26 protein-coding genes are annotated in these 26413 nt (G+C 67.9%); 21 read left to right on the top strand and 5 right to left on the bottom strand.

What is annotated here, in order from left to right:
- Positions 1-64: 64 nt before the first annotated feature.
- On the bottom strand, positions 65-883 hold the full coding sequence (locus A9Z05_RS14590; RefSeq protein ID WP_027783219.1) for a flagellin domain-containing protein: 819 nt from the start codon (positions 881-883) through the stop codon (positions 65-67).
- Positions 884-1404: 521 nt separating this feature from the next.
- Between A9Z05_RS14590 and rpsU the strand changes: the two genes are divergently transcribed.
- Positions 1405-1617 (top strand): 30S ribosomal protein S21, encoded by a 213-nt coding sequence (gene rpsU, locus A9Z05_RS14585; protein WP_006401410.1) that lies wholly within the window; start codon positions 1405-1407, stop codon positions 1615-1617.
- 163 nt (positions 1618-1780) lie between these two features.
- On the opposite strand, the gene A9Z05_RS14580 is transcribed toward rpsU, so the two are convergent.
- Positions 1781-3904 (bottom strand): TonB-dependent siderophore receptor, encoded by a 2124-nt coding sequence (locus A9Z05_RS14580; RefSeq protein WP_069618711.1) that lies wholly within the window; start codon positions 3902-3904, stop codon positions 1781-1783.
- Positions 3905-4134: 230 nt separating this feature from the next.
- On the opposite strand from A9Z05_RS14580, the gene A9Z05_RS14575 reads away from it, so the two are divergent.
- Positions 4135-5376 (top strand): PepSY domain-containing protein, encoded by a 1242-nt coding sequence (locus tag A9Z05_RS14575; RefSeq protein ID WP_069618834.1) that lies wholly within the window; start codon positions 4135-4137, stop codon positions 5374-5376.
- Positions 5377-5460: 84 nt separating this feature from the next.
- Here the strand turns inward: A9Z05_RS14575 and A9Z05_RS14570 are convergent, their stop codons facing one another.
- Positions 5461-6063 (bottom strand): DNA-3-methyladenine glycosylase I, encoded by a 603-nt coding sequence (locus tag A9Z05_RS14570; protein ID WP_069618710.1) that lies wholly within the window; start codon positions 6061-6063, stop codon positions 5461-5463.
- A 142-nt stretch (positions 6064-6205) separates the two neighbouring features.
- On the opposite strand from A9Z05_RS14570, the gene A9Z05_RS14565 reads away from it, so the two are divergent.
- The gene (locus tag A9Z05_RS14565; protein ID WP_069618709.1) at positions 6206-7087 is read left to right on the top strand and encodes a BadF/BadG/BcrA/BcrD ATPase family protein; all 882 of its coding nucleotides are present in this window, start codon (positions 6206-6208) and stop codon (positions 7085-7087) included.
- 136 nt (positions 7088-7223) lie between these two features.
- Complete coding sequence (locus A9Z05_RS14560) at positions 7224-8048, top strand: Cof-type HAD-IIB family hydrolase (RefSeq protein WP_069618708.1); 825 nt, start codon at positions 7224-7226, stop codon at positions 8046-8048.
- A 133-nt stretch (positions 8049-8181) separates the two neighbouring features.
- Here A9Z05_RS14560 and aqpZ read toward each other — a convergent pair whose 3' ends face one another.
- On the bottom strand, positions 8182-8925 hold the full coding sequence (gene aqpZ / locus A9Z05_RS14555) for an aquaporin Z (protein ID WP_069618707.1): 744 nt from the start codon (positions 8923-8925) through the stop codon (positions 8182-8184).
- A gap of 299 nt (positions 8926-9224) precedes the next feature.
- Here aqpZ and A9Z05_RS14550 point away from each other — a divergent pair, with 299 nt between their 5' ends.
- A complete protein-coding gene (locus tag A9Z05_RS14550; RefSeq protein WP_006489320.1) occupies positions 9225-9521 on the top strand; it encodes an H-NS histone family protein in 297 nt (98 codons plus the stop codon).
- Positions 9522-9623: 102 nt separating this feature from the next.
- Here A9Z05_RS14550 and A9Z05_RS14545 read toward each other — a convergent pair whose 3' ends face one another.
- Entirely contained in the window at positions 9624-10688 is a 1065-nt protein-coding gene (locus A9Z05_RS14545) for a glycosyltransferase family 4 protein (RefSeq protein ID WP_069618706.1), read from the bottom strand.
- Between the two features lie 666 nt (positions 10689-11354).
- Between A9Z05_RS14545 and flhD the strand changes: the two genes are divergently transcribed.
- From flhD to A9Z05_RS14465, 16 genes are all read left to right on the top strand, one after another.
- Positions 11355-11675 carry a flagellar transcriptional regulator FlhD gene (gene flhD / locus A9Z05_RS14540; RefSeq protein WP_011350590.1) on the top strand — a complete coding sequence of 107 codons (321 nt, stop codon included), beginning with the start codon at positions 11355-11357 and terminating at the stop codon, positions 11673-11675.
- A 92-nt stretch (positions 11676-11767) separates the two neighbouring features.
- Positions 11768-12322, top strand: a complete 555-nt coding sequence (flhC, locus tag A9Z05_RS14535) for a flagellar transcriptional regulator FlhC (RefSeq protein ID WP_069618705.1) — start codon at positions 11768-11770, stop codon at positions 12320-12322.
- Positions 12323-12513: 191 nt separating this feature from the next.
- Complete coding sequence (motA, locus tag A9Z05_RS14530; protein ID WP_050015994.1) at positions 12514-13374, top strand: flagellar motor stator protein MotA; 861 nt, start codon at positions 12514-12516, stop codon at positions 13372-13374.
- A gap of 13 nt (positions 13375-13387) precedes the next feature.
- The gene (motB, locus tag A9Z05_RS14525) at positions 13388-14407 is read left to right on the top strand and encodes a flagellar motor protein MotB (RefSeq protein ID WP_069618704.1); all 1020 of its coding nucleotides are present in this window, start codon (positions 13388-13390) and stop codon (positions 14405-14407) included.
- A 16-nt stretch (positions 14408-14423) separates the two neighbouring features.
- Entirely contained in the window at positions 14424-14801 is a 378-nt protein-coding gene (locus A9Z05_RS14520) for a response regulator (RefSeq protein ID WP_050016002.1), read from the top strand.
- 33 nt (positions 14802-14834) lie between these two features.
- On the top strand, positions 14835-17105 hold the full coding sequence (cheA, locus tag A9Z05_RS14515) for a chemotaxis protein CheA (protein ID WP_069618703.1): 2271 nt from the start codon (positions 14835-14837) through the stop codon (positions 17103-17105).
- Between the two features lie 48 nt (positions 17106-17153).
- Entirely contained in the window at positions 17154-17672 is a 519-nt protein-coding gene (cheW, locus tag A9Z05_RS14510; protein WP_050016005.1) for a chemotaxis protein CheW, read from the top strand.
- A gap of 37 nt (positions 17673-17709) precedes the next feature.
- Positions 17710-19677, top strand: a complete 1968-nt coding sequence (locus A9Z05_RS14505) for a methyl-accepting chemotaxis protein (RefSeq protein ID WP_069618702.1) — start codon at positions 17710-17712, stop codon at positions 19675-19677.
- A 3-nt stretch (positions 19678-19680) separates the two neighbouring features.
- Positions 19681-20673, top strand: coding sequence for a CheR family methyltransferase (locus tag A9Z05_RS14500; RefSeq protein ID WP_069618701.1), 993 nt, complete (start codon positions 19681-19683; stop codon positions 20671-20673).
- Positions 20670-21407 (top strand): chemoreceptor glutamine deamidase CheD, encoded by a 738-nt coding sequence (cheD, locus tag A9Z05_RS14495; RefSeq protein ID WP_069618700.1) that lies wholly within the window; start codon positions 20670-20672, stop codon positions 21405-21407. Before A9Z05_RS14500 ends, cheD begins: the two co-directional genes overlap by 4 nt.
- Positions 21404-22495 carry a chemotaxis response regulator protein-glutamate methylesterase gene (locus tag A9Z05_RS14490; protein WP_069618699.1) on the top strand — a complete coding sequence of 364 codons (1092 nt, stop codon included), beginning with the start codon at positions 21404-21406 and terminating at the stop codon, positions 22493-22495. The genes cheD and A9Z05_RS14490 overlap by 4 nt, the downstream gene beginning before the upstream one ends.
- Positions 22496-22562: 67 nt before the next feature.
- Positions 22563-22958 carry a chemotaxis response regulator CheY gene (gene cheY / locus A9Z05_RS14485; protein ID WP_006754880.1) on the top strand — a complete coding sequence of 132 codons (396 nt, stop codon included), beginning with the start codon at positions 22563-22565 and terminating at the stop codon, positions 22956-22958.
- 2 nt (positions 22959-22960) lie between these two features.
- Positions 22961-23692: a protein phosphatase CheZ gene (cheZ, locus tag A9Z05_RS14480; RefSeq protein WP_069618698.1), complete on the top strand. Its 732-nt coding sequence runs from the start codon at positions 22961-22963 to the stop codon at positions 23690-23692.
- Positions 23693-23978: 286 nt separating this feature from the next.
- Positions 23979-24482: a DUF2844 domain-containing protein gene (locus A9Z05_RS14475; protein ID WP_069618697.1), complete on the top strand. Its 504-nt coding sequence runs from the start codon at positions 23979-23981 to the stop codon at positions 24480-24482.
- A gap of 16 nt (positions 24483-24498) precedes the next feature.
- Positions 24499-25728, top strand: coding sequence for a DUF3443 family protein (locus A9Z05_RS14470; RefSeq protein WP_069618696.1), 1230 nt, complete (start codon positions 24499-24501; stop codon positions 25726-25728).
- Between the two features lie 163 nt (positions 25729-25891).
- Positions 25892-26389: a VOC family protein gene (locus A9Z05_RS14465; RefSeq protein ID WP_069618695.1), complete on the top strand. Its 498-nt coding sequence runs from the start codon at positions 25892-25894 to the stop codon at positions 26387-26389.
- The last annotated feature ends 24 nt before the right edge of the window (positions 26390-26413 follow it).

The raw sequence follows: 26413 nt of genomic DNA, 5'->3' as shown, positions 1-26413 counted from the left end.
CGCATGGCGACGCCGCCGTGCCCGGAGGCGGGCGGGCACGTGGCCCGCCGCGGGTGCTGCTCGATTAGCCGAGGAGCTTCAGGACTTGCTGCGGCAGCGAGTTCGCTTGCGCCAGAACCGAGATACCAGCTTGTTGCAGCACTTGCGCCTTGCTCAGGTTCGCCGTTTCCGTCGCGAAGTCCGCGTCGGTGATCTGCGAGCGAGCGGCGGTCATGTTGGTTGCCTGGGTTTGCGTCGTCGAGATCGCAGCCTGGAACGTGTTCTGTGCTGCGCCCAGCGTTGCCTGGAACGTGTTGACTTGCTTCAGTGCCGCGTCGATCGCCGTGATCGCCGATTGCGCGCCCGACTGGGTGGCGACGCTCAGGCTGTTCACGCTCATGCCCGTGCTGTTCCAGTTCGCCGTGCCGAAGTCGACGGTAACGACCTGGTTTGCTGCTGCGCCGATCTGGAACGTGACGCTGCCGGCGCCGCCCAGGATGGTCTGGCTGTTGAACGTCGTTTGCGATGCGACACGGTCGATTTCGCTGAGACGCGTCGTCACTTCAGCTTGCAGGTTCGCGCGGGCGCTCGAATCCAGCGAGCCGTCGCCCGCTTGTTGTGCCAGCGTACGGATACGCTGCAGGTTGTCGACCGTCGATTGCAGCGCGCCGTTGGCGGTCTGGATCATCGAGATGCCGTTGTTCGCGTTTGCAACACCTTGCGTCAGCGCATTGATTGCCGCCGTTTGCGACGTCGAGATCGCCAGGCCTGCTGCATCGTCAGCAGCGGTGTTGATGCGCTTGCCCGACGACAGGCGGTTGATTGCTTGCGACAGTGCGCTTTGCGAGCCCGACAGATTCGTCTGCGTCGTCAGCGAAAGGATGTTGGTGTTGATGTTCAGCATTTGCTTCCTCGTTTTGGAAAATGCCTGAGATACAGACAGGTTCTGATTTCGGCGTGGCGCTTTTTTGCGTCTGGCGCTGCCCGCCTTTCCTGGTTGACGGCGGCACCCGGCGAAAACTTTAGAGGGATGTTCGAGGAAATTCGGGACGGAAGGACCGGTTTCGCCGGGAAGGCGCACGGGGCATGGCGGGCGGCGTGGCGGCCGTGGCGCGAGAATCGCGCGGTTGGGCGGAACGTTCGCCCGCGATCGACAAAAGGGTGGTTTTGTCTGTGATTCCCTGCTATGATGGCGGGCTGAATTGAGATTTTCTGTCACGCCTTTGCCGGTTTCGGCATGTCTGCTGGCAGTCAAACGCGGCGCTGCACGCGGTTGTGAAGCGTACTCGCGGTGCTTTCCGCCTCTCTTTTCCGGCCTCCGAGGCCGTATTTCCGCTCGTTTCGCCTGTTGTGGGGACGCTCGGATGGCCGGTGCGTGGCGCTTGGCCGCTACGTTTTTGACCGTTTAAGCAATTTAGGAACGACATGACGACGATTCTTCTGAAAGAAAACGAGCCGTTCGAAGTGGCGATTCGCCGCTTTCGTCGCGCTATCGAAAAAAATGGCCTGATCGCTGAACTGCGTGAGCGCCAGTCTTACGAAAAGCCGACCGCAGTCCGCAAGCGCAAGAAGGCAGCAGCCGTCAAGCGCCTGCACAAGCGTCTGCGCAGCCAGATGCTGCCGAAGAAGCTCCACTAAGCGCGTCTGACGGTTCGCCGCGAAACGGCGGAGTGTGCCTCGACAGAGGCCGCTCCGCCGTTTTGCTTTTGCGGGCCGGGAAAGCCCCGATGTCGCGACGGCCGATGGGCCGCGCGATGTTTTCGGCCCACGTCCGGCGGTTTTCGACCGGCGGACGCGGCGTTCAGAAGTCGATCTTCGCGCTCAGGCTCACCGTGCGCGGGTCGCCCGGCTTCACGTAGTCCGCGTACTGGTATTCCCAGTAACGGCGGTTCAGCACGTTGTCGATCGACGCGCGCAGCGTCACGTCGCGGCGGCCGACCCGCGTCAGGTAGCGCGCGCCTGCGTTGACGACGAGAAAGCCCGGCGCGTCGAGGCCGCCGGCGGCGCGCAGCGGCGTCGCGCCGGTGAATTTCGCGTCGACGCCGAGCGTCAGCCCCGGTACGCCCGGCACCGCATAGCCGACGTCGCCGGCGAGCACGAAGCGCGGCGCGCCGGCAACACGGTTGCCGTTGTTGCCGATCCCGTTCGCGTACCACGCGTCGAGCAGCATCGCGTCGACGCCCGCGCTCCAGCGCGCGCCGAATTTCGCGCGCGCGCCCACCTCGATCCCCTGAATGACCGATTCGCCGTCCTGCACGTAGACGTTCGCGGCATTCGCATATTCGGCGCTGCGCTCGATGCGAAACAGCGCGGCCGTCGCGCTCCAGCGCGCCTGCTCGCTCTTGATCCCGAGCTCGTACTGCCTGCTGCGCAGCGGCTTGAGCACCTGGCCCGCGTTCGCGTAGACGTCGTTCACGCGGCTGCCGGGCTCGAGCGATTCGGCGTAGCTCGCGTACGCGGTGGCCGTCGGCGCGAGCTTGAACATCACCGCGAAGGTCGGCGTCACCACGCCGTTCTGGCGATAGCCGGGATCCTCGGCGCCGCTCGCCTGGAACGCGCGCTGCGCGTAGTTCATGTAGCGCACGCCGGCCAGCACCGACCAGCGCTCGGTCAACTGCACGGTGTCGCTCGCGAACAGCGATTTCTGCACGATCTCGCTCGTGCGGTACTGGATGAAGCCGTGCGGACTCTCGTAGCGGTACGGATTCGGCGCATAGAGGTTGCCGGCGCCGAGCGGCACGAATACGCTGTTCGCCGAATAGTCGTTCGCCTGCTTCTGCCACGACGCGCCGAGCACGATCTGGTGGCCGAACGGGCCCGTGCGCACCTTGCCCTCGACCATCGCGCGCCACTGGCTGAAGCGGTGATCCTCCATGCCGACGTAGCGGCTGTCGGTGTAGTTGCCGGCCGCGTCCTGCAGGTATAGCGTGCTTTCGTTGCGGCGGCGCGTCGCCTTGCTGTAGCTGTACGCGACGTCGAGCTGCCAGTCGGGGGCGAGCTGGTATTGCAGCCCGGCCGTATAGAGCTGCAGGTTCGTGTTCAGGTACTGGTCCTTGCCGCCCAGGTTCGTCGACCCGCCGCTGATCGTGGCGGGCAGTGCGCCGCCCGGATAGCTGCCGGTGAAGATCGACGGCGTCTGGCCGGTCGTGCGGCGATCCTGGTACAGCGCGCCGAACGACACCGAGAGGTCGCGCGTCAGGTTCGCCTGCAGCGCGACCGACACGCTGTCGCGGCGGATGTTGCCGTCGTTGTACGTCTTGCCTTCCTCGTGCGTCGCGTTCAGCCGCGCGCCGAACATGTTGTCCGGCCCGAAGCGCTGGCCGAGATCGACATGCTCGGTCCACACGCCGGTGCTGCGGTAGCCGATGTCGACGCCGCGTACCGGTTCGGCGCCCGGCTGCTTCGTCACGTAGTTGACGACGCCGCCCGGCGTCACGAAGCCGTACAGGAAGCCGCCGAGCCCCTTCAGCAACTCGACGCGTTCCAGTTGCTCGTACGGCATCGTGATGCCGTACGTGACGAACGGCTGTCCGTCGATCTTGTAGCCGTTCTGCCAGTCGAGCTGCATGCCGCGCACGGTCATGTAGCTGGCCCACGCGCTGTACGCGCCGCTGTTGTCGGACACCGACGCGTCGTTCGCGAACACGTCGCCGAGCTTGTACGGCTGGCGCGCCTCGAGATCTTCCGACGTGACGATCGTCGTCGAGAACGGCGTGTCGAGCTGACGGCGTGTGCCGAGCGCACCCGTCGAGATCGTGTCGGTCAAGTGTTGCGGCGAATCGTGCGCGGCCGTGATGTCGAGGGCGGGCAGCACCGCGGCGTCGCCGGGCGAATCGTCCGCATGCGCGAGCGACGCGGCAACGCAGGCGAGGGCGGCGGCCACGCGGCGTGGACGGACAGGAGGGCGGGCGAGGCTGACGGTCATGGCGAGCGAGCAAAAATGCGAGTAAGAATCATTCGCATTGAGTTAAAATGTCGCGCATCGTATCAAAACCTGCTGATCGCGCAACAATTCCACGCCGCGTACAAGGGCATCCGGCCTCGCCTGATCGGGCCGGACGACCGCCGCGCGGCGCCCGGACATCCAATGAACTGCATCCCGTCGAATCGGGGCCGCCGCTCGTGCCGGCCCGCTTTCCGTTCGCTGCGCACGCGATGAATGCGTTCGTGCGACCGTTTCTCGTGCGCCTGCACCGCTGGTTCGGGCTCGCCATCGCGCTGTTCCTGTTCGTCGCGGGGCTCACCGGCGCGCTGATCGCGTGGGACCACGAGCTCGACGCGGCGCTGAACCCGGATTTCTATACCGCGCGCAGCGGCGCGACGCCGCTTGCGCCGCTCGAACTCGCGGCGCGCATCGAGGCCGCCGATCCGCGCGTGCAGGTGACCTATCTGCCGCTCGCGGTCGAACCGGGGCACACGCTGCAGGCGGGCGTGATGCCGCGTCTCGATCCGGCGACCGGCCAGCCGTACGCACTCGGTTTCAGCCAGATCGCCATCGATCCCGCGACCGGCGCGGTGCAGGGCCGCCGCGAATGGGGGGCGCCGTCGCTCGCGCGGCTCGACCTGATGCCGTTCATCTACCGGCTGCACTACTCGCTGTTCCTGCCCGTGTATGGCGGGATCAATTTCGGGTTCTGGGTGATGGGCGTCGTCGGCATCGTGTGGGCGATCGACAGCCTGATCGCGCTCGTGCTTGCGTTTCCGAACCTGAAAAGCTGGCGCAAGTCGTTCGTGTTTCGCCTGCGGCGCGGCGGCTATCCGCTCGTGTTCGACCTGCACCGCTCGGGCGGCGTGTGGGTGTGGGGGCTGCTGCTCGTCGTCGCGGTCACGTCGATCTCGATGAACCTCGCCGTTCCGGTCGTGCGCCCGCTGGTGTCGCTGGTTTCGCCGCTCGCCGAAACGCCGTATACGAATCCCGAACATTTCCCGCCGGCCCGGCCGGGCAGCCAGGTGCTGCCGCGCGAACGGATCGTCGAGATCGCGCGCTCGGCCGGCCGCGACGCGGGGATCGTCGCGCCGCCGGGCGCGCTGCTGTTCGCGCCGGCGATGAACGCCTATGCGGTCGGGTTCTTCACGCCGGGCAACGACCATGGCGACGTCGGGCTCGGCAATGCGTGGCTGTACTGGAATGCGGTGACCGGCAAGCCCGTCGCGGCACAGGTGCCGGGCCGCGGTTCGGCCGGCGACCTGTTCATGCAGGCGCAATTTCCGCTGCACTCGGGGCGCATCGCCGGGGTCGCCGGACGGGTCGCCGTCAGCATGCTCGGCATCGTGATCGCGATGCTGAGCGTGACGGGCGTCTGCATCTGGGTGAAGAAGCGCAGCGCACGCGTGCGGGCCGCGCGGAGCGGGCGGCCGGTCGTGCCGGCGGCGTCTTCGTCGCGCGCCGCGCGGTAAAGGTCAGGCGGCAAGCGGCAAGCGGACGGCGCCGCCGCCGCGGGGCAGCAGCGCGGCGCCGATGCCACGTTTGGGCCGGCGCTGTCAGCCCGCCTTGCGCCGGCGTGCCGGCTGCTTGCCGCCGAGCGCCGCGCACTGCGCGTGGCACGGGCAGCCGGCTTCGTGATCGTTGACCATACCGGTTGCCTGCATCAGCGCATAGCAGATCGTCGAGCCGACGAACTTGCAACCGTACGCTTTCAGCGCCTTGCTGAGCGCGTCGGACTGCTCGGTCGATGCGGGCGCGTCGCGGTACGACTGCCACGCATTCTGGATCGGCGTGTCGCCGACGAACGACCACAGGAACGCGGCGAGCGACCCATGCTCCTCGCGAATGCGCTGCACCGCGCGCGCGTTGGTCACCGCCGATTCGACCTTCGCGCGGTTGCGTACGATGCCCGGGTTCTCCAGCAATTTCTCGATGCGCTTGGGCGTGAAGCGCGCGACGGCATCGACGTCGAAATCGGCGAACGCTTCGCGATAGCCCGCGCGCTTGTTCAGGATCGTCGACCACGACAGCCCGGCCTGCGCGCCTTCCAGGATCAGCATTTCGAACAGGTGGCGATCGTCGTGCGACGGCACGCCCCACTCGGTATCGTGGTAGTGAGCGTCCGCTTCCGTCTTCACCCAGTTGCACCGCTGCGACATCGTCTGCCTCGTTTTCAGTATCGATTCGATCGCGCCAGCATAGCGGAAGCCCTTTTGGCGGAATAGTCGGCCGAACGGCAGATGGGCGCGCGGCGCCGATCCGGTTAAGCTTGGCGCCTGTTCGAATCAGCGGGATGAAGGCATGGCGGCATTACTTTTTGCGATCGGCATCGACGGCGGCGGCACGGGCACGCGCGCGGTGCTGGCCGATCGGCACGGGCGCGAGCTCGCGCAGGGGCGCGGCGGCCCGTCCGGGCTCGGTCTCGGCATCGAGCGCGCATGGGCGTCGATCGGGGCGGCGTGCGCGGACGCGTTCATGCACGCCGGCCTCGCGTTCGACTGGTCGCAGTGCGCGCTCGGCTGCGGGCTCGCCGGCGTCAACAACGCGGCATGGCTCGCCGCATTCCGCGCGCAGGCGCCGCTCGGCGCGCTCGCGATCGAGAGCGACGCGTATACGACCGTCGTCGGTGCGCATGGCGGCGCGCCGGGGCTCATCGTCGCGCTCGGCACCGGCAGCATCGCGGCGGCGCTCGATGCGGACGGCGCGTGCCGGATCGCGGGCGGTTTCGGCTTTCCGTCCGGCGACGAGGCGAGCGGCGCGTGGCTCGGCGTGCGCGCGCTCGCCTATGCGCAACAGGCGCTCGACGGCCGCGTGCCGCGCGACGCGTTCGCCACGGCCCTGCTCGCGGAAACGGGCGCGCAGGATCGCGACGCGCTCGTCCAGTGGTCGTGCGACGCGAACCAGACGATCTACGCGCGTCTCGCGCCGATCGTGTTCGCGCACCGCACGCATCCGGTCGCGAGCGCGCTGATCGCGCAGGCCGGCGACGAGATCGGCAAGATGATCGACGCGCTCGATCCTCAGCAGGCGCTGCCGGTCGCGCTGTGCGGCGGGCTGGCGGACGCGCTTGCGCCCGCCGTGCCGGCACGGCACGCCGCCCGGCTGCGCGCGCCGCTCGACGATTCGGCACATGGTGCGCTGCGGCTCGCGCTGCGTGCGCTGCGGGCGACGGAGGGTGGCTGAGCTGAGCGCGAGCGGGATGGATGCCGCGCCGCAGCAGCACCTCGGGCCGCGTGTGGCCGGCAACCGTCCGGCGCGCGGCGGGGCACGACGTTAAAATGACGCTTCCTCCGTGCCGCGAGCGCCGCTCTCCCGTCCCATGTACAAAGTCATCGCCACCGATCTCGACGGTACGCTGCTGAACAGCGACCACCAGCTCGACCCGTACACGATCGACACCGTTCGCCGGCTCGACCGCGACGGCGTGCAGTTCGTGATCGCCACGGGGCGCCACTATGCGGACGTCGCCGGCATTCGCGACGTGCTGGGCATCCGGCCGTACCTGATCACGTCGAACGGCGCGCGCGTGCATGCGCCGGACGACACGACGATCCATTCGCAGGACGTCGACGCAGCGATCGTTCGCCGCCTCGTGCAGCCGGAAGTCGTCGGCGCGCACGGCCGCGTGATCGTCAACCTGTTCACCAACGACGGCTGGCTGATCGACCGCGAAGCGCCGCACCTGCTCGAATTCCACCAGGATTCGGGCTTCCGGTACGACGTGATCGACATGGCCGCGCACGACGGCGCGAATATCGCGAAGGTGCTGTATATCGGCGAACCGGCCGATCTGGCGCTCGTCGCCGAGCAGATGCGCGTGCGGTTCGGCGATACGCTGTACGTCACGTACTCGCTGCCTGACTGCCTCGAAGTGATGACCGCGAACGTGTCGAAGGGGCGCGCGCTGCGCACCGTGCTCGCGCGGCTCGGCGTCGATACCGGCCACTGCATCGCGTTCGGCGACAACATGAACGACATCGACCTGCTCGAAACCGCCGGTCATGCATTCATGATGAACAACGCGAACCCCGACCTGGTGGCGCGGCTGCCGCACGTCCCGCGGATCGGCAACAACTTCGACGCGGGCGTCGCCCGCCACCTGCGCACGCTGTTCTCGCTCGAAGACGACGTCGTCGCGTCCTGAGCGCCCGCCCCGGCGCTGTTTCCGTGCGCGGAAATGAAAAACGGGCGCCGCAGGGGCGCCCGTCGAAATGACTTGCCTCGTGTTCTTCGACAGCGTGAGGCTCGCTGCTCTGCTCGCTTGACCCCGTAGTGTTTTATTCGCTTGTGCGAGCGGATGCGGGCAGCAGGTCGACGGCGTCGTCACGTCCGGCGACCAGCGGGTAGATGATCCCGGCGAGTACCGCGCCGATCAGCGGCGCGACCCAGAACAGCCAGAGCTGGCCGATCGCGTCGCCGCCGACGAACAGCGCCGGGCCGGTCGAGCGCGCCGGGTTCACCGACGTGTTGGTGACCGGGATCGAGATCAGGTGAATCAGCGTCAGGCACAGCCCGATCGCGATCGGCGCGAAGCCGGCCGGCACGCCGCGCTTGTCGGTCGCGCCGAGGATCACGAACAGGAAGAAGCCCGTCATCACGACCTCGCAGATGAACGATGCGGCGAGCGAGTAGTGGCCGGGCGAGCGATCGCCGAAGCCGTTCGTCGCAAAGCCGCTGCCGACCACGTCGAAACCCGGCTTGCCGGTTGCGATCAGGTACAGCACGAATGCGCCCAGCGTGGCGCCGACGACCTGCGCGACGATGTACGGCGCGAGATCGCGTACCGGGAAGCGGCCGGCGACCGTCAGGCCGACGCTGACCGCCGGATTCAGGTGGCAACCCGAGATGTGGCCGATTGCGAATGCCATCGTCAGCACGGTCAGGCCGAAGGCGAGTGCGACGCCGGCAAAGCCGATGCCGAGGCCCGGAAAGGCGGCGGCCAGCACGGCGCTTCCGCACCCGCCGAGCACCAGCCAGAACGTGCCGAATACCTCTGCAGCGAGACGCTGAGAAAGATTCATGTAAGGACCTCGTCCAAGTGGATTGAAGACCCGGGGCGACGCACCGAATTTATTGCGCTACCGGGAATTGGTCTGGATTATAGGAAATGAATCGGGCGCGGGAGGGTAAACGATTGTTAAATTTGAATGGCTGACGAATGCCTTTTATTAGAATAAGTCCGCATTCTCGATATAGGCGATTCGGTTAAAGATGGCAGCATTAATTTCGAAGGGCAGGGCGGCAGTGCGGATGACGTAACGGATGTTGGTGTCCCGGCCGGATTCGCCGGGGCCGCATCATCGAAAAGGGGAGTCGAAAAATGTCTCAATACGCGAAACTCAAGGCGCAGATCGCCGATCTGCAAGCGCAGGCGGACGACGTGCGGCGCCAGGAAGTGGCGGCGGTGATCGCCGATGTCCAGCGAATGATTGCCGAATATGGCCTGACGGCCCAGGATCTGGGCTTCGCGGAACGAGCGCGGCGCGGGCGTCCGCCGAAGAAGGCGCCGCTGCCGCCGAAATACCGCGATCCGAAGTCGGGTGCAACCTGGAGCGGGCGCGGCAAGCCGCCGAATTGGATCGTCGGCAAAAACCGCGATCGTTTCCTGATCGAGTGACGGAAAGCCAAATGGAAAGAGCCGCATCGACGATGCGGCTCTTTTGTTTTGCGCGTCGATTTCCGCGCGGATTTACCACCGATTTCCGCGCGGATTTCCGTGTCAGGCGCCCGCGACCCGGCGCAATGCCGGTTGCTTGGTTGCCGCGCAAAGCGATTCGTAGGTCTCGACGTAGCGCTGCGCCATTGCCTTCGAGCTGAACCGCGTGTCGAAACGCGCGCGGATCGCGGGGCGCGACAGGCTGTCGATCCGGTGCAGCGCGCCGACCGCGCCCTGCACGTCCTCGACGATGAAGCCGGTCACGCCGTCCTCGATCACTTCCGGCACCGAGCCGCGGTTGAACGCGACGACCGGCGTGCCGCAGGCCATCGCCTCGATCATCACCAGGCCGAACGGCTCCGGCCAGTCGATCGGGAACAGGAGCGCCTTCGCGCCGGACAGGAACGCGGGCTTTTGCGCTTCGTTGATCTCGCCGATGAATTCGACATGCGCCTGGCCGAGCAGCGGCTCGATCACTTCCTTGAAGTAGTCGGCGTCGGCCTTGTCGACCTTCGCGGCGATCTTCAGCGGCAGCCCGCTTTGCGCGGCGATCCGGATCGCGGTGTCGACACGCTTTTCGGGACAGATCCGGCCGAGGAACGCGAGGTATTCGGGCTTCACGTCCGGCTGCGGCATGAGCAGGGTGTCGGGCAGCCCGTGGTACACGGTGCCGGCCCACGCGGCCTGCGGGAGCGGCTTGCGCTGGTTGTTCGAGATCGACACGACCGGCGAATCCGGGAACGCGTCGAACACCGGCTGCAGCTCCGGCAGGTCGAGACGGCCGTGCAGCGTCGTCACGTACGGCGTGTCGAGGCGCGACATCAGCGGGAACGGCAGGTAGTCGAGGTGGAAGTGCAGCACGTCGAATTCGTGCGCGACCCGGGCGACCTGCTCGAGCAGCCGCATATGGGGCGCCATCGAATCGCGGACCGACGGGTCGAGCCGCAGTGCGCGCGGCCACGCCGCCTCGAGACGGGCCGACGTGACGGAGTCGCCGCTGGCGAACAGCGTCACGTCATGGCCGAGTTCGACGAGCGCCTCGGTGAGGTAGGACACGACTCGCTCGGTGCCGCCGTAGAGTTTCGGCGGAACGGCTTCGTAAAGCGGCGCGATCTGGGCAATTCGCATGGGTGTTCTCCTGTGTCGATCCGAGCGCGCGACGGCGCCGATGCGGATCCCGTACAAGGTTGCGGAACTTGCCGACGCACGCGGTTCGCGCTACGTGGCCGGGCCCTGGGCGGGCTGCGCGGAGCGCCGGACGGCAAGCTGCGGGGCGGGCCGGCACGGCTCGCGCCGCCGCCCATTGGAGTCCATTATCGATATCGCCCTGAGGGGTTCGAGTGTTTTTTCAAACACTTAAGGCTTGTTACACGATGAAATACGCAAAAACCCCGAGAAAAAGGGCACGGAATCGTGAATCGCGACAGCCATAACTATTGTTGCGCTATCGTGAAAAACCACTATAATTTTTACCGATCCGATTGCCGGCGCCTTGCCGGCAAGCCTTCCGCCACCGGCGCGGCGGCGATCGGGCTCCCCTCGCAACCGAATCCGCGTTGCACCCCGTTTTTCCGATGGCCCCTTTCAATTCGCCTTGTCGGAAAAATTCCTACACGGTTTACAGACAAATCCTGCATGGCATACGCCACTTCGCTGATACCGACATAAATCCCGTTTGGCCAAAATTCGCCCTGTAAGACTATAAACGAGCCGACTGAGCGCCCGGTGCGCGCTGATCGAGCAAACGTTTTCATAACATGAATGGCCAAAGCACAGCTTTTTAACGGGGGAATCATGAGCGCTACCAGTGAAATGCTCAGTGAGATCAAAGAGGTCAACCTGTCGTACCTCCTCCTCGCGCAGCGACTGCTGCGGGAAGACAAGGCGATGGGCATGTTTCGCATGGGCATTTCCCAGGAACTCGCCGACGTGCTCGCCAACCTCACGCTCGCGCAGACCGTGAAGCTGGCCGCGTCGAACCAGATGCTGTGCCGCTTCCGCTTCGACGATCACGCGCTGCTCTCGTCGCTCGCCGACAAGGGCCGCAGCGATGTCGTCGCGCACGCCCACTCGGCCATCCTGATGGCCGGGCAGCAGGTCGAAGGCGTCCGCTGATCCATCCCGCCTTGCGTGTGTCCCGGCGTGCCGCGCCGGCCGGCAGCGTATTGGCCATTCATTCGCATAACGTCAAGCGGACGGTTATCACCATGGCAAGCAAAAGCGTCGTGATCGAGGTGAAGGAAATCACCCTCGCCATCGAACTCATCGAACTGGGCGCCCGGCTGCAGCTGCTGGAGGCGGAGACGAGCCTGTCGCGGGACCGTCTGATCAAGCTGTACAAGGAACTGAAGGGCGTGTCGCCGCCGAAGGGGATGCTGCCGTTCTCGACCGACTGGTTCATGACGTGGCAGCCGAACATCCACTCGTCGCTGTTCTACAACATGTACCGGTTCATGCAGGACCACGGCCGCTGCGAGCCGATCCAGTCGATCGTGAAGGCGTACCGGCTGTATCTGGAGCACGTGAACCTGTCCGGCGACGAGGCCGCGCTGAGCCTCACGCGGGCATGGACGCTGGTGCGCTTCTTCGATTCGGGGATGCTGCAGATGACGCCGTGCACGCGCTGCGGCGGCCACTTCGTCGCCCACGCGCATGATCCGCATCAAGGTTTCGTGTGCGGCCTGTGCCAGCCGCCGTCGCGCGCCGGCAAGACCCGCAAGGCCGCCGCCGCGCGCGCCGAACTGGCCGCCGCCGTGGCCTGAGCGCCGGCCCGGGCAGGGCCGGACGGGCCGCGAGCGGCGCGCGAGCGACGTCCGCGGGCCGCGCGAATCGTCCGCGCATTGCTGGTAAACACCGTCGGGCCGCCGCCGGGCGGCCGCGAAAGTTTTCCTGCCGACTGCCGTAAACCTGTTTAACGGCGGTCTTCCCGCCGGTCTTTCGTGAGGGACAGGCAGTGCTGATTATCGTGGGAACACTCGTGACGCTGTTGTCCGTCTTCGGCGGTTATGCGCTGGCAGGCGGGCATCTGGGCGCCCTGATCCAGCCCATCGAGATCCTGATGATCGTGGGTGCCGGCGTCGGCGCGTTCATCCTCGGCAACGGCGGCAAGACCATCAAGGCCACGCTGCGCGTGCTGCCGACGCTCTTCAAGGGCTCGAAATACACGAAGGACGTCTATATGGAGCTGATGGCGCTTCTTTACGTGCTGCTCGCGAAGGCACGCAAGGAAGGCACGCTGACGCTCGAAGCCGACATCGACGATCCGGAAAAGAGCCCGATCTTCACGCAATACCCGAAGATCCTTGCCGATCATCACATCGTCGAATTCCTGACCGACTACCTGCGCCTGATGGTGGGCGGCAACATGAACGCGTTCGAGATCGAAAGCCTGATGGACGAGGAGATCGAGACGCACCACACGGAAGGCGAAGGCCCGGCGCACGCGCTGATGCGCGTCGGCGACGCGATGCCGGCGTTCGGGATCGTCGCGGCCGTGATGGGCGTCGTGCACACGATGGCCTCGGCCGACAAGCCGCCCGCGGTGCTCGGCGCGATGATCGCGCAGGCGCTGGTCGGCACGTTCCTCGGGATCCTGCTGTCGTACGGGCTGATCGGGCCGCTCGCGAGCCTCGCGGAGCAGCGCGTGGCCGAGTCGACCAAGATGTTCCAGTGCATCAAGGTGACGATCCTCGCGACGTTGAACGGCTATGCGCCGGCGATCGCGGTCGAGTTCGGCCGCAAGGTGCTGTTCTCGACCGAGCGTCCGTCGTTCTCCGAGCTCGAAGAGCACGTGCGCCGCGTGAAGGCGAAGTGATGCGGAGCCACCGATGAGCAAGAGCAAGGATCGCGCGATCGTCGTCAAGCGGGTGGCCCCGGCGAAGAAGGGCCACCACGGCGGCGCATGGAAGCTCGCGTACGCGGACTTCATGACCGCGATGATGGCGTTCTTCCTGCTGATGTGGCTGCTGAGCTCGGTCACGCCGGTGCAGCTGAAGGGGATCGCCGAATACTTCAACATGCCGCTGAAGGCCGCGATTCTCGGCAGCGGCGACCGCAGCTCGCAGGATTCCAGCATCATCAACGGCGGCGGCCGCGACCTGTCGAGCACGGATGCCGGCACGCTGCGCCGCACCGACGGCACGACGTCGCTCGCCGAGCGCCTCGCGAAGGCGGGCGACGAGCATTCGCGGTCGCAGGCACAGGGCGCGCAGGACCGGCTCGAGCAGACGCGCCTGCACGACCTGCAGATCAAGCTGATGGCCGCGATCGAGGCCAATCCGACGCTGCGCCAGTTCAAGCAGCAGATCCGCATCGATTCGACGCTGATGGGGCTGCGCATCGAGATCGTCGATTCGCAGAAGCGACCGATGTTCGCGATGTCGAGCGACCACGTCGAGCCGTACATGCGCGACATCCTGCGCGAGATCGGCAAGACGCTGAACGACGTGCCGAACCGGATCATCGTCCAGGGCCACACCGACGCCGTGCCGTACGCGGGCGGCGAGGGCGGCTACAGCAACTGGGAGCTGTCGGCCGATCGCGCGAACGCATCGCGCCGCGAACTGATCTCCGGCGGCATGGACGAGGCGAAAGTGCTGCGCGTGCTGGGCCTCGCGTCGACGCAGAACCTGAACAAGGCCGATCCGCTCGATCCGGAAAACCGCCGGATCAGCGTGATCGTGCTGAATCGCAAATCCGAAGAAGCGCTGATGCGCGACGACGCGACGACGACGACGCTGTCCGCCGACGCGGCCGGCTCGAAGCTGCTCGCGCAGCAGCTCGGCGGCCCGACGCCGGCGGCGCGTCCGGTCGTGGCGAGCGCCGTCGCCGTGGCGCCGAAACCCTGACGTTTCCGAGACAGACATGATCCGAACCATTCTCGCCATCGACGACTCCGCGACCATGCGTGCGCTGCTGCAGGCCACGCTCGCGCAGGCCGGCTACGACGTGACGGTGGCGCCGGACGGCGAAGCCGGCTTCGACATGGCGGCCACGACGCCGTACGACCTGGTCCTGACCGACCAGAACATGCCGCGCAAGAGCGGGCTCGAGGTGATCGCCGCGCTGCGCAAGCTGACCGCGTACGCGGACACGCCGATCCTCATCCTGACGACCGAAGGCAGCGACGCGTTCAAGGACGCCGCACGCGACGCGGGCGCGACCGGCTGGATCGAAAAGCCGATCGACCCGGGCGTGCTGGTCGACCTGGTCGCCACGCTGTCCGAGCCGGCTGCCTCCTGACATGAACGCGACGATTTCAACCGGTGACCGGGCATGACTCTCGACATCACTCAGTTCTACCAGACCTTTTTCGACGAAGCGGACGAGCTGCTCGCGCAGATGGAGCAGCTGCTGCTGAACCTCGACGTCGATTCGCCCGATCCCGAGGATCTGGCGGCGATCTTCCGCGCCGCGCATTCGATCAAGGGCGGCGCGGCGACGTTCGGCTTTTCCGCGCTGACCGATACGACGCACATCCTCGAATCGCTGCTCGACCGTGCGCGCAACCATGAGCTGACGCTGACCAAGGAGATGGTCGACGCGTTCCTGGAAACCAAGGACGTGCTGTCCGACCAGCTCGTCGACTACCGCGCGAGCGCCGAGCCGGACGCCGCCGCCGCCGCGGCGATCTGCGCGAAGCTCGAACGGCTGAAGGCCGAAAGCGGCGCAGGCGCGCCTGCCGCCGCCGCGCCTGCACCGGCCGCGCCGGTTGCCGCCGCCGTCGCGCCGGCTGCCGCGCCCGCCGTCGGCGGCGACCGTGCGCCCGACCATGTGGTCGAGCAGGCCGTCGCGGCCGCGCATCCGGCGGCCGACGCCGATGCCGATGCCGATGCCGACGGCCCGCATCTGAAGATCACGCTGGTCGGCATCGACGCGAAGGACCAGGCGCTGCTCACCGAAGAACTCGGCAATCTCGGCCGGATCGTCGGCCGCGAGGAAGTGGGCGCGGACCTGACGCTGTGGGTCGAATCGGACGTGCCTTCCGACGACATCGTCGCGGTGTGCTGCTTCGTGATCGACGAAAGCCAGATCCGCGTCGCGCGCGGCACGGCGCCGGCTGCCCAGGCGGCGCCGGCCGTCGCGCCGGCCGCCGCAGCCGTGGCGGCCGAAGCTCCTGAACCGGCCGCCGCCCCGCAGCCCGCGCGCGTCGAGGTGTTCGCGCCGCAGGCAGCCGCGCCGCAACCGGCTGCCGCGGCGCCCGCCCCGGCGCCGGCCGCCGCAGCGCAGCCGCAGCCGCAACCACCCGCTCAGCCGCAGCCGGCCGAACACGCGGCGCCGGCCGCCGCCGCGCATCACGACGACAAGCGCGCGCGCCCGGCCGCTGCGGCGGCAGGCGGCGCCGAAGGCAGCTCGATCCGCGTCGGCGTCGAGAAGGTCGACCAGCTGATCAACCTCGTCGGCGAACTGGTGATCACGCAGGCGATGCTGGCCGAGACGGCCAGCGCGTTCGATCCGGCGCTGCACGACCGCCTGTTCAACGGGATGGCGCAGCTCGAGCGCAATGCGCGCGACCTGCAGGAAGCGGTGATGTCGATCCGCATGATGCCGATGGACTACGTGTTCAGCCGCTTCCCGCGGCTCGTGCGCGACCTCGCCGGCAAGCTCGGCAAGCAGGTCGAGCTCGTGACGTTCGGCCAGGCGACCGAGCTCGACAAGAGCCTGATCGAACGGATCATCGATCCGCTCACGCACCTGGTGCGCAACAGCCTCGACCACGGGATCGAAACCGTCGACAAGCGCGTCGCCGCCGGCAAGGACGCGGTCGGCCAGCTCGTGCTGTCGGCCGCGCATCACGGCGGCAACATCGTGATCGAGGTGAGCGACGACGGCGCGGGCCTGAACCGCGAGCGGATTCTCGCGAAGGCCGCGAAGCAGGGCATGCAGATCTCCGAGAACATCAGCGACGACGAAGTGTGGCAACTGATCTTCGCGCCGGGCTTCTCGACCGCCGAGACGGTGACCGACGTGTCGGGCCGCGGCGTCGGGATGGACGTCGTGAAGCGCAACATCCAGTCGATGGGCGGCCACGTCGAGATCTCGTCGCAGGCCGGCCGCGGCACGACCACGCGGATCGTGCTGCCGCTCACGCTCGCGATCCTCGACGGGATGTCGGTCAAGGTCGGCAGCGAGATCTTCATCCTGCCGCTGAACTTCGTGATGGAGTCGCTGCAGCCGTCGAACGACGACATCTACACGGTCGGCAACGGCGAGCGCGTGGTGCGCGTGCGCGGCGAATACCTGCCGCTCGTCGCGCTGCACGAGGTGTTCTCGGTCGACGACGCGCGCACCGACCCGACCCAGGGGATCGTCACGATCATGGAAACCGAGGGGCGCCGCTTCGCGATGCTGATCGACGAGCTGGTCGGCCAGCAGCAGGTGGTCGTGAAGAACCTCGAAACCAACTACCGCAAGGTGCACGGCATCTCGGCGGCGACCATCCTCGGCGACGGCAGCGTCGCGCTGATCGTCGACGTCGCGGCGCTGAACCGCGAAACCCGTGCGACGCACGGCGCCCGTGCGGGCGCCGAGCTCGCCGTCTTCTGACTCTCGCCATTCAACCGATTGGGGGCAAACGTGTCTGCTGAAGTCCAAATGATCAATACGGCCGCGGCGAACGCGGCGGCGACCAGCCGCCGTGACGCCGAACACGGCGATGCGACGGGCCAGGAATTTCTCGTCTTCACGCTTGGCGACGAGGAATACGGGATCGACATCCTGAAAGTGCAGGAAATCCGCGGCTACGACAGCGTCACGCGGATCGCGAACGCGCCCGAGTTCATCAAGGGCGTGATCAACCTGCGCGGGATCATCGTGCCGATCGTCGACATGCGGATCAAGTTCCACCTCGGCCGCGTCGAATACGACCACCAGACCGTCGTGATCATCCTGAACGTGTCGAACCGCGTGGTCGGGATGGTGGTCGACGGCGTGTCGGACGTGCTGACGCTGCAGACCGACCAGATCATGCCGGCGCCGGAATTCGGCGCGACGCTGACGACCGAGTACCTGACGGGCCTCGGCACGGTCGATGGCCGGATGCTGATCCTGATGGACATCGAGAAGCTGATGTCGAGCCGTGAAATGGCGCTGATCGAGACGCTCGGCGGGTAAGCGCGCCGCGCGCGCAGCAATTTCGGGAGAATCTGCAATGTTGCATAACTGGTCGATCCGCACGACGCTCACGGCGGTCGGACTCATCCTCGTGTGCCTGACCGCCGCGGTCGGCGGGCTCGGCCTCTACGCGCTCGATCACGCGAGCCGCTCGCTCGACGAGATCGCGCACGTCGACCTGCCGGCGATCCACACGCTCGACGACACGGCCGCGCAGCTGCTGCGCTCGCGCGTCGCGCTCGATCGCTTTCGCACGCTGACCGAAGGCGGCAATGCGGCCGACGCGACGAAGGTGCTCGACCGCGCGCAGGAGCTGTATGCGAAGTCGAACCAGAACTGGCAGGCGTTCCAGTCGACGCCGAAGCTCGGTGTCGATCAGGCGCTGCTCGACGAACTCGCCGCACGGTACACGACGATCGTGAAGGAAGGCGTCGAGCCCGAGTTCGCCGCGGCGCGCGCGGGCGACATGGCCGCGTACCACGCGGTCGCGGACACGAAGATCAGCCCGATGTTCGTCGCGTTCGACCAGACGGCGGCGGCCGTGATCGCCGCGCTGCAGAAGCGCGCGCAGGACCGTCAGACCGAGACGCAGTCGCAGATCTCGATGATGATCGCGCTGATCGCGGCCGGCATCGCGATCGCGTTCGTCGTCGTGATCGCGATCCGCTTCGTGCTGCGCGGGCTGATCGTCCAGCCGATCGAGGACGCGATCGCGCATTTCGAGCGCATTGCCGGCGGCGACCTCACGCAGCCGGTCAACGTTTCCAGCACGAACGAGATCGGCCGCCTGTTCGGCGGCATCAAACGGATGCAGGAAGCCGTCACGACGATGGTGCAGGCCGTGCATCGCGGCACCGAATCGATCGACGTCGGCGCGCGCGAGATCGCGACCGGCAACATCGACCTGTCGCAGCGCACCGAGGAGCAGGCCGCGTCGCTGCAGGAAACCGCGTCGAGCATGGAGCAGCTGACGGGCACCGTGCGGCAGAACGCGGAGAACGCGCGGCAGGCGAGCCAGCTCGCGGTGAACGCGTCGGACATCGCGACGCAGGGCGGCGACGTGGTCGGCCAGGTCGTGTCGACGATGCAGGACATCGCGGCGAGCTCGGGCAAGGTCGTCGACATCATCGGCACGATCGAAGGCATCGCGTTCCAGACCAACATCCTCGCGCTGAACGCGGCCGTCGAGGCGGCGCGGGCCGGCGAGCAGGGCCGCGGCTTCGCGGTGGTCGCGGGCGAGGTGCGCTCGCTCGCGCAGCGCAGCGCGAGCGCCGCGAAGGAAATCAAGCAGCTGATCGGCGATTCGGCCGAGAAGGTCGACAGCGGGTCGGCGCTCGTCGCGCGCGCCGGCTCGACGATGGAAGAGATCGTGCAGGCCGTGCGCCGCGTGACCGACATCATGGGCGAGATCAGCGCCGCGTCCGACGAGCAGTCGACCGGCATCGAGCAGGTCAATCGCGCGGTCGGCCAGATGGATGCGGTCACGCAGCAGAACGCGGCGCTCGTCGAGCAGGCGGCGGCCGCGGCCGCGTCGCTCGAGGAGCAGACGCGCCAGATGAAGGCGATCGTGTCGGGCTGGCGTGTCGCGGGCGGCATCGCGCTCGCGCCGGCGCGCAGCGTCGCGCGGCCGGTCGCGCACGAACCGGCGGCGCTGCCGTCGGCGTCGCGCCACGATGCACCGGTCGCCGCGCTGCCGGCGCCGCAGCCTGCGGCCCAACCGGCGGCACGGCGCGCCGCGCCGGCGTCGCGTGCGGCTGCCTCGGGCGCCGCGGCCGCCGCGTCCGAACCGACGCGTGCGACCGATGCCGCCGCGCGGACGCAGAAGGATGCACCGGCCTCCCGTGGCGGCACCGCCGCGGGCGGCTACGGCCCGCGTCTCGCGAAGACGGCCGCGCCGGCGGACAAGCCGGCCGTGAAGCCCGCGCTCGTGCGCCCGGCGCTGAACGGCGAGAAGCCGGCGCCGGCGACCGCCGGCGCGTCCGACGACGACTGGGAGACCTTCTAAGCCATGCAGCACGCGCGCGCGCCGTTTCGACCCGATGCACCGGATGCCTCGCCTCGCGCGGGCGAGCCGGGGCGCGACTTCGCGTTCACCGGCGCGGATTTCGCACGCATCCGCGCGCTGATCCATCAACGCGCGGGCATCTCGCTGTCCGAGCACAAGCGCGACATGGCCTACAGCCGGCTCGCGCGGCGGTTGCGGGCGCGCGGCCTCGACACGTTCCGCGACTACCTCGACCTGCTCGAGCAGGAAGACGACCCGCTCGAGTGGGAAGCGTTCACCAATGCGCTGACGACCAACCTGACCGCGTTTTTCCGCGAGTCGCACCATTTCCCGATCCTGGCGGAATTCGTGAAATCGCGGCCGGCGCCGGTCTCGGTCTGGTGCTCCGCGGCGTCGACCGGCGAGGAGCCGTACTCGATCGCGATCACGCTGATCGAGGCGCTCGGCGAAACGGCCGCGCGCAACGCGACGATCCTCGCGACCGATCTCGACACGCAGGTGCTCGCGAAGGCCGAAGCCGGCATCTACACGTATGACCAGGTCAAGCACCTGTCGCCGGAGCGGCTCAAGCGCTTCTTCCTGAAGGGCACGGGCGCGCAGGCCGGCCGCGTGAAGGTGCGCCCCGAGCTGCGCGCGATGATCCGCTTCGAGCAGCTGAACCTGACCGATGCGGACTACGGGATCGCGAAGCCGTTCGACGCGATCTTCTGCCGCAACGTGATGATCTATTTCGACAAGCCGACGCAGGGGCAGGTGCTGTCGCGCTTCGAGCCGCTCGTGAAGCCGGGCGGGCTGCTGTTCGCCGGCCATTCGGAGAACTTCACGTACGTGACGCAGGCGTTCCGGCTGCGCGGGCAGACAGTGTACGAACTGACGCGCGATGCCGAGCAGGGTGCGCGCTCGCGCGGCGCGCAGGCGAGCGCGGCGGCCGCGATGCCGTCGCCCGGCCGCGCGCGGGCCGTGGGCGGCGCGCCCGCCTATGGAGAGCGCGGATGAGCGCACTGCCGATCGCGACCAATCGCTACTTCGACAATCACTTCGAGCGCCCCGGCGTGAAGCTGTTGCCGAACGAGTTCTACACGACCGCCGAGGACATGGTGCTGATGACCGTGCTCGGCTCGTGCGTCGCCGCGTGCCTGCACGACCCGTACGCGGGCATCGGCGGGATGAACCATTTCATGCTGCCGGACGACGGCGCCGACCCGGGCGCGGCCGCGTCGGAATCGATGCGCTATGGCGCGTATGCGATGGAAGTGCTGATCAACGAGTTGATCAAGGCCGGCGGGCGCCGCGAGCGCTTCGAGGCGAAGGTGTTCGGCGGCGCGGCCGTGTTGGCCGGGATGACGACGATCAACATCGGCGATCGCAACGCGGATTTCGTGCGCCGCTACCTCGCGCTCGAGCGCATCCGCATCACCGCGGAAGACCTGCAGGGCGTGCATCCGCGCAAGGTCGCGTTCATGCCGCGCAGCGGGCGCGCGATGGTGAAGAAGCTGCGGCTGCAGGTGCCGGGCGTGACCGAGCGCGAGGCCGCGCTCGCACGCGAGGCCGAGCGCGCCCGCCGCGCGCACGTCGAGCTGTTTGCCGCGAAGCGGCCTGCCGCGCCGCAGCCGGCGCGCCCGCGCATCGAGCTGTTCGGCGGGCGCGGCGCCGCGCCGGCCGGCAGCGGTAGCGCGGCGCTCGCCGGCGCCGCGCGGACGGCGAACCTATCAAGAAAGCAGGAGGCATGACCGCAGTGCAGAAGATCAAAGTGTTGTGCGTCGACGATTCGGCGCTGATCCGCAGCCTGATGACCGAGATCATCAACAGCCAGCCCGACATGACGGTGGTCGCGACCGCGCCCGATCCGCTCGTCGCGCGCGAGCTCATCAAGCAGCACAACCCCGACGTGCTCACGCTCGACGTCGAAATGCCGCGCATGGACGGGCTCGACTTCCTCGAGAAGCTGATGCGCCTGCGGCCGATGCCGGTCGTGATGGTGTCGTCGCTGACCGAGCGCGGCTCGGAAATCACGCTGCGCGCGCTCGAACTCGGCGCGGTGGATTTCGTCACGAAGCCGCGCGTCGGGATTCGCGACGGGATGCTCGACTACGCGGAGAAGCTCGCGGACAAGATCCGCGCGGCGTCGCGCGCGCGCGTGCGCCAGGCGCCGCAGCCGCAGGCCGTTGCCCGCACGGCGGACAGCGCCGCGGCCGCGCCGATGATCAACAACCCGCTCGTCAGTACCGAGAAGCTGATCATCATCGGCGCGTCGACGGGCGGCACCGAGGCGATCCGCGAAGTGCTGACGCCGCTGCCGCCGGACGCGCCGGCCGTGCTGATCGCGCAGCACATGCCGCCGGGCTTCACGAAATCGTTCGCGCAGCGGCTGAACGGCCTGTGCCGGATCGCGGTGAAGGAAGCCGAGCACGGCGAACGCGTGCTGCCGGGCCATGCGTACATCGCGCCGGGTCATGCGCACCTGTTGCTCGCGAGAAGCGGCGCGAACTATATTGCGCAACTGTCGGACGAGCCGCCGGTGAACCGGCACCGCCCGTCGGTCGACGTGCTGTTCCGCTCGGCGGCGACGCACGCGGGCAAGAACGCGATCGGGGTGATCCTCACCGGGATGGGCCGCGACGGTGCGGCCGGCCTGCTGGAAATGAAACGCGCGGGCGCTTACACGTTCGCGCAGGACGAGGCGAGCTGCATCGTGTTCGGAATGCCGCGCGAGGCGATCGCGCTCGGCGGTGCGGACGAGGTCGTGCCGCTCGCCGACATGAGCCGCCGCGTGATGGCGCGCCTGGCGACGATGGGCGACCGCGTGCAGCGCGTGTGAATGGACTGTCACGGGGCGCGTGCCACGATACGCGTCCCGACGGAAACGAATCTGGAAAGGAACGACGATGGACAAGAGCATGAAAATCCTGGTGGTGGACGATTTCCCGACGATGCGCCGGATCGTCCGCAACCTGCTCAAGGAACTGGGCTACACGAACGTCGATGAGGCCGAGGACGGCGCGGCCGGCCTCGCGCGGCTGCGCGGCGGCGGCTTCGACTTCGTGATCTCGGACTGGAACATGCCGAACCTCGACGGTCTCGCGATGCTCAAGGAAATCCGCGCGGACGCGACGCTCACGCACCTGCCGGTGCTGATGGTCACGGCCGAGTCGAAGAAGGAGAACATCATCGCGGCCGCGCAGGCCGGCGCGAGCGGCTACGTCGTGAAACCGTTCACGGCCGCGACGCTCGACGAGAAGCTGAACAAGATCATCGACAAGATGGCCAAGGCCGGGAGCTGAACGTGAACGAGCCGATCCATGCGGCGCTCGCCGGCGCGGCGGTCAATGCCGACGGCCATGCCGAAGGCGCCGATTACGCGAGCGACCGGATCCTCGCGCGCATCGGCCACGTCACGCGCACGCTGCGCGATTCGATGCGCGAACTCGGGCTCGACAAGCATGTCGAGCGCGCGGCGGAAGCCGTGCCCGATGCGCGCGACCGGCTGCGCTACGTCGCGACGATGACCGAACAGGCCGCGGTGCGCGTGCTGAATGCGATCGAGATCGCGAAGCCGATGCAGGAGCGCGTGCAGAACGAGGCCGAGGCGCTTGACGCGCGCTGGGCGCAGTGGTACGCCGCGCCGATCGAGCACGCGGAAGTGCGCGAGCTGATGGACGACACGCGCGCGTTCCTGCGCACGCTGCCCGAATCGACGGCGGCGACCCGCGCGCAACTGCTCGAGATCATGCTCGCGCAGGATTTCCAGGATCTGACCGGGCAGGTGATCAAGAAGATCATGGACATGGTCTACCTGATCGAGCAGCAGCTCCTCACCGTGCTCGTCGAGAACATCGCACCGGAGCGGCGCGAGCAGTTCGCGGCCACCGCGGCGGCATTCGCGGCCGAAGCGATGAGCGCGACCGGCAGCCCCGAGTCGTTGCTGAACGGCCCGCAGATCGCGCCGGAAGGCAAATCCGACGTCGTTCAGGACCAGGGGCAGGTCGACGACCTGCTCGCGAGCCTCGGCTTCTGATCCTGCCGCCGCGCATCCGCGCGCCCGTTGCCGGGCGCCCCATTGCCGGGCGCCCCGTTCCGCGGGGCAGCCCGATGCGCGCATCCCCGTCGCGGTCTCGTTTCCTCCGCCCGCCGCCGCTGCGCGGCGCAGCGTGATCCTGCGCCGAATTGACACTTCGACACACTCCGCAGGCATACTACGCGTCAGCAGCAATGTGGCGTCATTCGTACGATTCATAAGTGGGCAGGCGGCGCGGGCCGATGGCGGCGCCGTCGGCACCGAAGCCAGTCCCTTGGGGGGGAACGTGAAGCTGAAACGCTTGGGCTGGACCGTCGCGCAGGCGACGGCTGCAATGGGTGTGCTGTGGGCCGTCCACGCACACGCGGAACTGGGCGGCGCGCCGATGTCGCCGCCGGCGGACGATCAGGCCGCCACCGTGCGCGCGCTGCAGCGCGCGATGCGCTCGGCGGACGGCGTGCAGGCGAGCACGGCCGCCTATACCGTGCGCGAGATCACGCTCGGATCGGGCACCGTCATCCACGAATACACGTCGGCCGCCGGCAGCGTGTTCGGCCTCGCGTGGCGCGGGCCGACGATGCCGGATCTCGCGTCGCTGCTCGGCAGCTATTTCCCGCAGTACACCGCCGGGGTCCAGGCGGCGCACCGGGCGCGCGGCTGGCGTGCGCCGGTGGCCGTCGAGACGAGCGGCCTCGTGATCCGGACGGGCGGCCACATGGGCGCCTTCTCCGGCCAGGCATGGCTGCCGTCGGCGCTGCCGGCCGGCGTGGCCGGCACCGATATCCAGTGACAGCGGGAGAGCGATCTTGAGCATGACTCGTACATTCAAGCGCTGGTTCGGCGTGCTGGGCCTCCTGGCCGCGACGGCCGTGCTCGTGACGGCCTGCGGCGGCGGCGATGACGGCGGCAGCAGTTCGGGCAATGGCGGCAACAACGGCTCGGGCGGATCCGACGGCAACAGCGGCAACACGGCCGTCGTCACGGTCGCCGCTGGCGCCGCGAACGTGATCAACATCCCGACCATCAGCGTGAAGGTTTGCGTGCCGGGCACGTCGAACTGCCAGATCGTCAACAACGTGCTCGTCGATACCGCGTCCTACGGGCTGCGGCTCGTCGGCAGCGCGGTGGCCGGCGTGCACGACAGCCTGCCGCAGGTGAAGAGCGGCGGCGCGCCGGTCGCCGAATGCGGCAAGTTCGTGTCGAGCTACACGTGGGGATCGGTGCGCACCGTCGACCTGTCGATCGGCACCGAGCAGGCCGCGTCGCTGCCCGTGCAGATCATCGGCGACCTCGGCACGACGAACGTGCCGAGCTCGTGCACGAACGGCGGCGCATCGGCCAATTCGACGAGCGCGCTCGGCGCGAACGGGATCCTCGGCATCGGGCCGGCGCCGTACGACTGCGGCACGACCTGCGCGACGTCGACGTCGACGAGCAACAACTACTACGCGTGCCCGAACGGCGACAACGCGAGCTGCACGGTGGCGCTCGTGCCGCTGGCGCAGCAGGTGGCCAACCCGGTGCACCGGTTCGCGAACAGCGACGGCGTGAGCGTGCAGATGCCGGCTATCTCGAACAACGGGCAGGCAAGCGCGACCGGCACGCTGACGTTCGGCCTGCCGAACCTGAGCGGCAAGACGGTGCTGACGTCGACCACGACCGGCGACGTCAGCGCGACGTTCCAGGGGCGCAACGTGACCGCGTTCTTCGACACGGGCTCGAACGCGTATTTCTTCAACGATTCGGCGCAGACGGTCTGTTCGAGGAATACGGAGTTCTACTGCCCGTCGGCGACGACGACCTACTCGGCCACGCTGAGCGGCCAGAACGGCGCGTCGGGCACCGTGTCGCTGCCGGTCGCGAACGCGGATTCGCTGTTCTCGAACGCGTCGACGTTCGCGTTCAACGACATCGCGGGGCCGTTCGGCTCGTCCAACTGGCTCGACATCGGCATGCCGCACTTCTACGGCAAGACGATCTACTTCGGGATGGACAAGACCGCGAGCGGCGGCGCGCAGCCGTTCGTCGCGTTCTGACGCGGCGTCGCCGGACGCGGGAACGAGGGGGCGAGCGATCGCCCCCTTTTTTATTCCGGCGCGCCGTGCGCGCGCGACGGACCGGATCGCTGCCACGCGCCGGCATAGCGCCTACGATGTAAGACCGGCACCGGTGCCGGCACGACATCGAAGGAGACAGCGCATGAACCCGCGTATCCAGCGCATCACGCCGTTCCTGTGGTTCGACCGCGACGCCGAGGCGGCGGCCGGTTTCTACGTATCGGTGTTCGACAACGCGCGCATCGTGCACGTCGCGCGCTACGGCAAGACCGGCGCGCACGCGTCCGGCAACGCCGAGGGCGCGGTGATGACCGTTGCGTTCGAGCTCGACGGGCAGGCGTTCGTCGCGCTGAACGGCGGCCCCGTGTTCCAGATGACGCCGGCCGTGTCGTTCGTCGTCAACTGCCGCGACCAGGACGAGATCGACCATTACTGGGCGCGCCTGTCCGAAGGCGGCGACGAGCGCGCGCAGCAGTGCGGCTGGCTGCGCGACCGCTTCGGCGTGTCGTGGCAGGTCGTACCCGTGCAGATGGCCGAACTGATGACGGGCGACCCGGCCCGCGCCGAGCGCGTGATGGCGCAGGTGATGACGATGAAGAAGCTCGACCTCGGCGCGTTGCAGCGGGCGGCGGCCGGCTAGGTCGCCGGACGGTCGGGCCATTCG

Origin of the sequence: Burkholderia sp. A2 (assembly GCF_001729305.1) — a bacterium.
Lineage (GTDB): Bacteria > Pseudomonadota > Gammaproteobacteria > Burkholderiales > Burkholderiaceae > Burkholderia > Burkholderia sola.
Note: the sequence above shows the minus strand (reverse complement) of the source record. Positions and strands in the feature narration are given on the sequence as shown.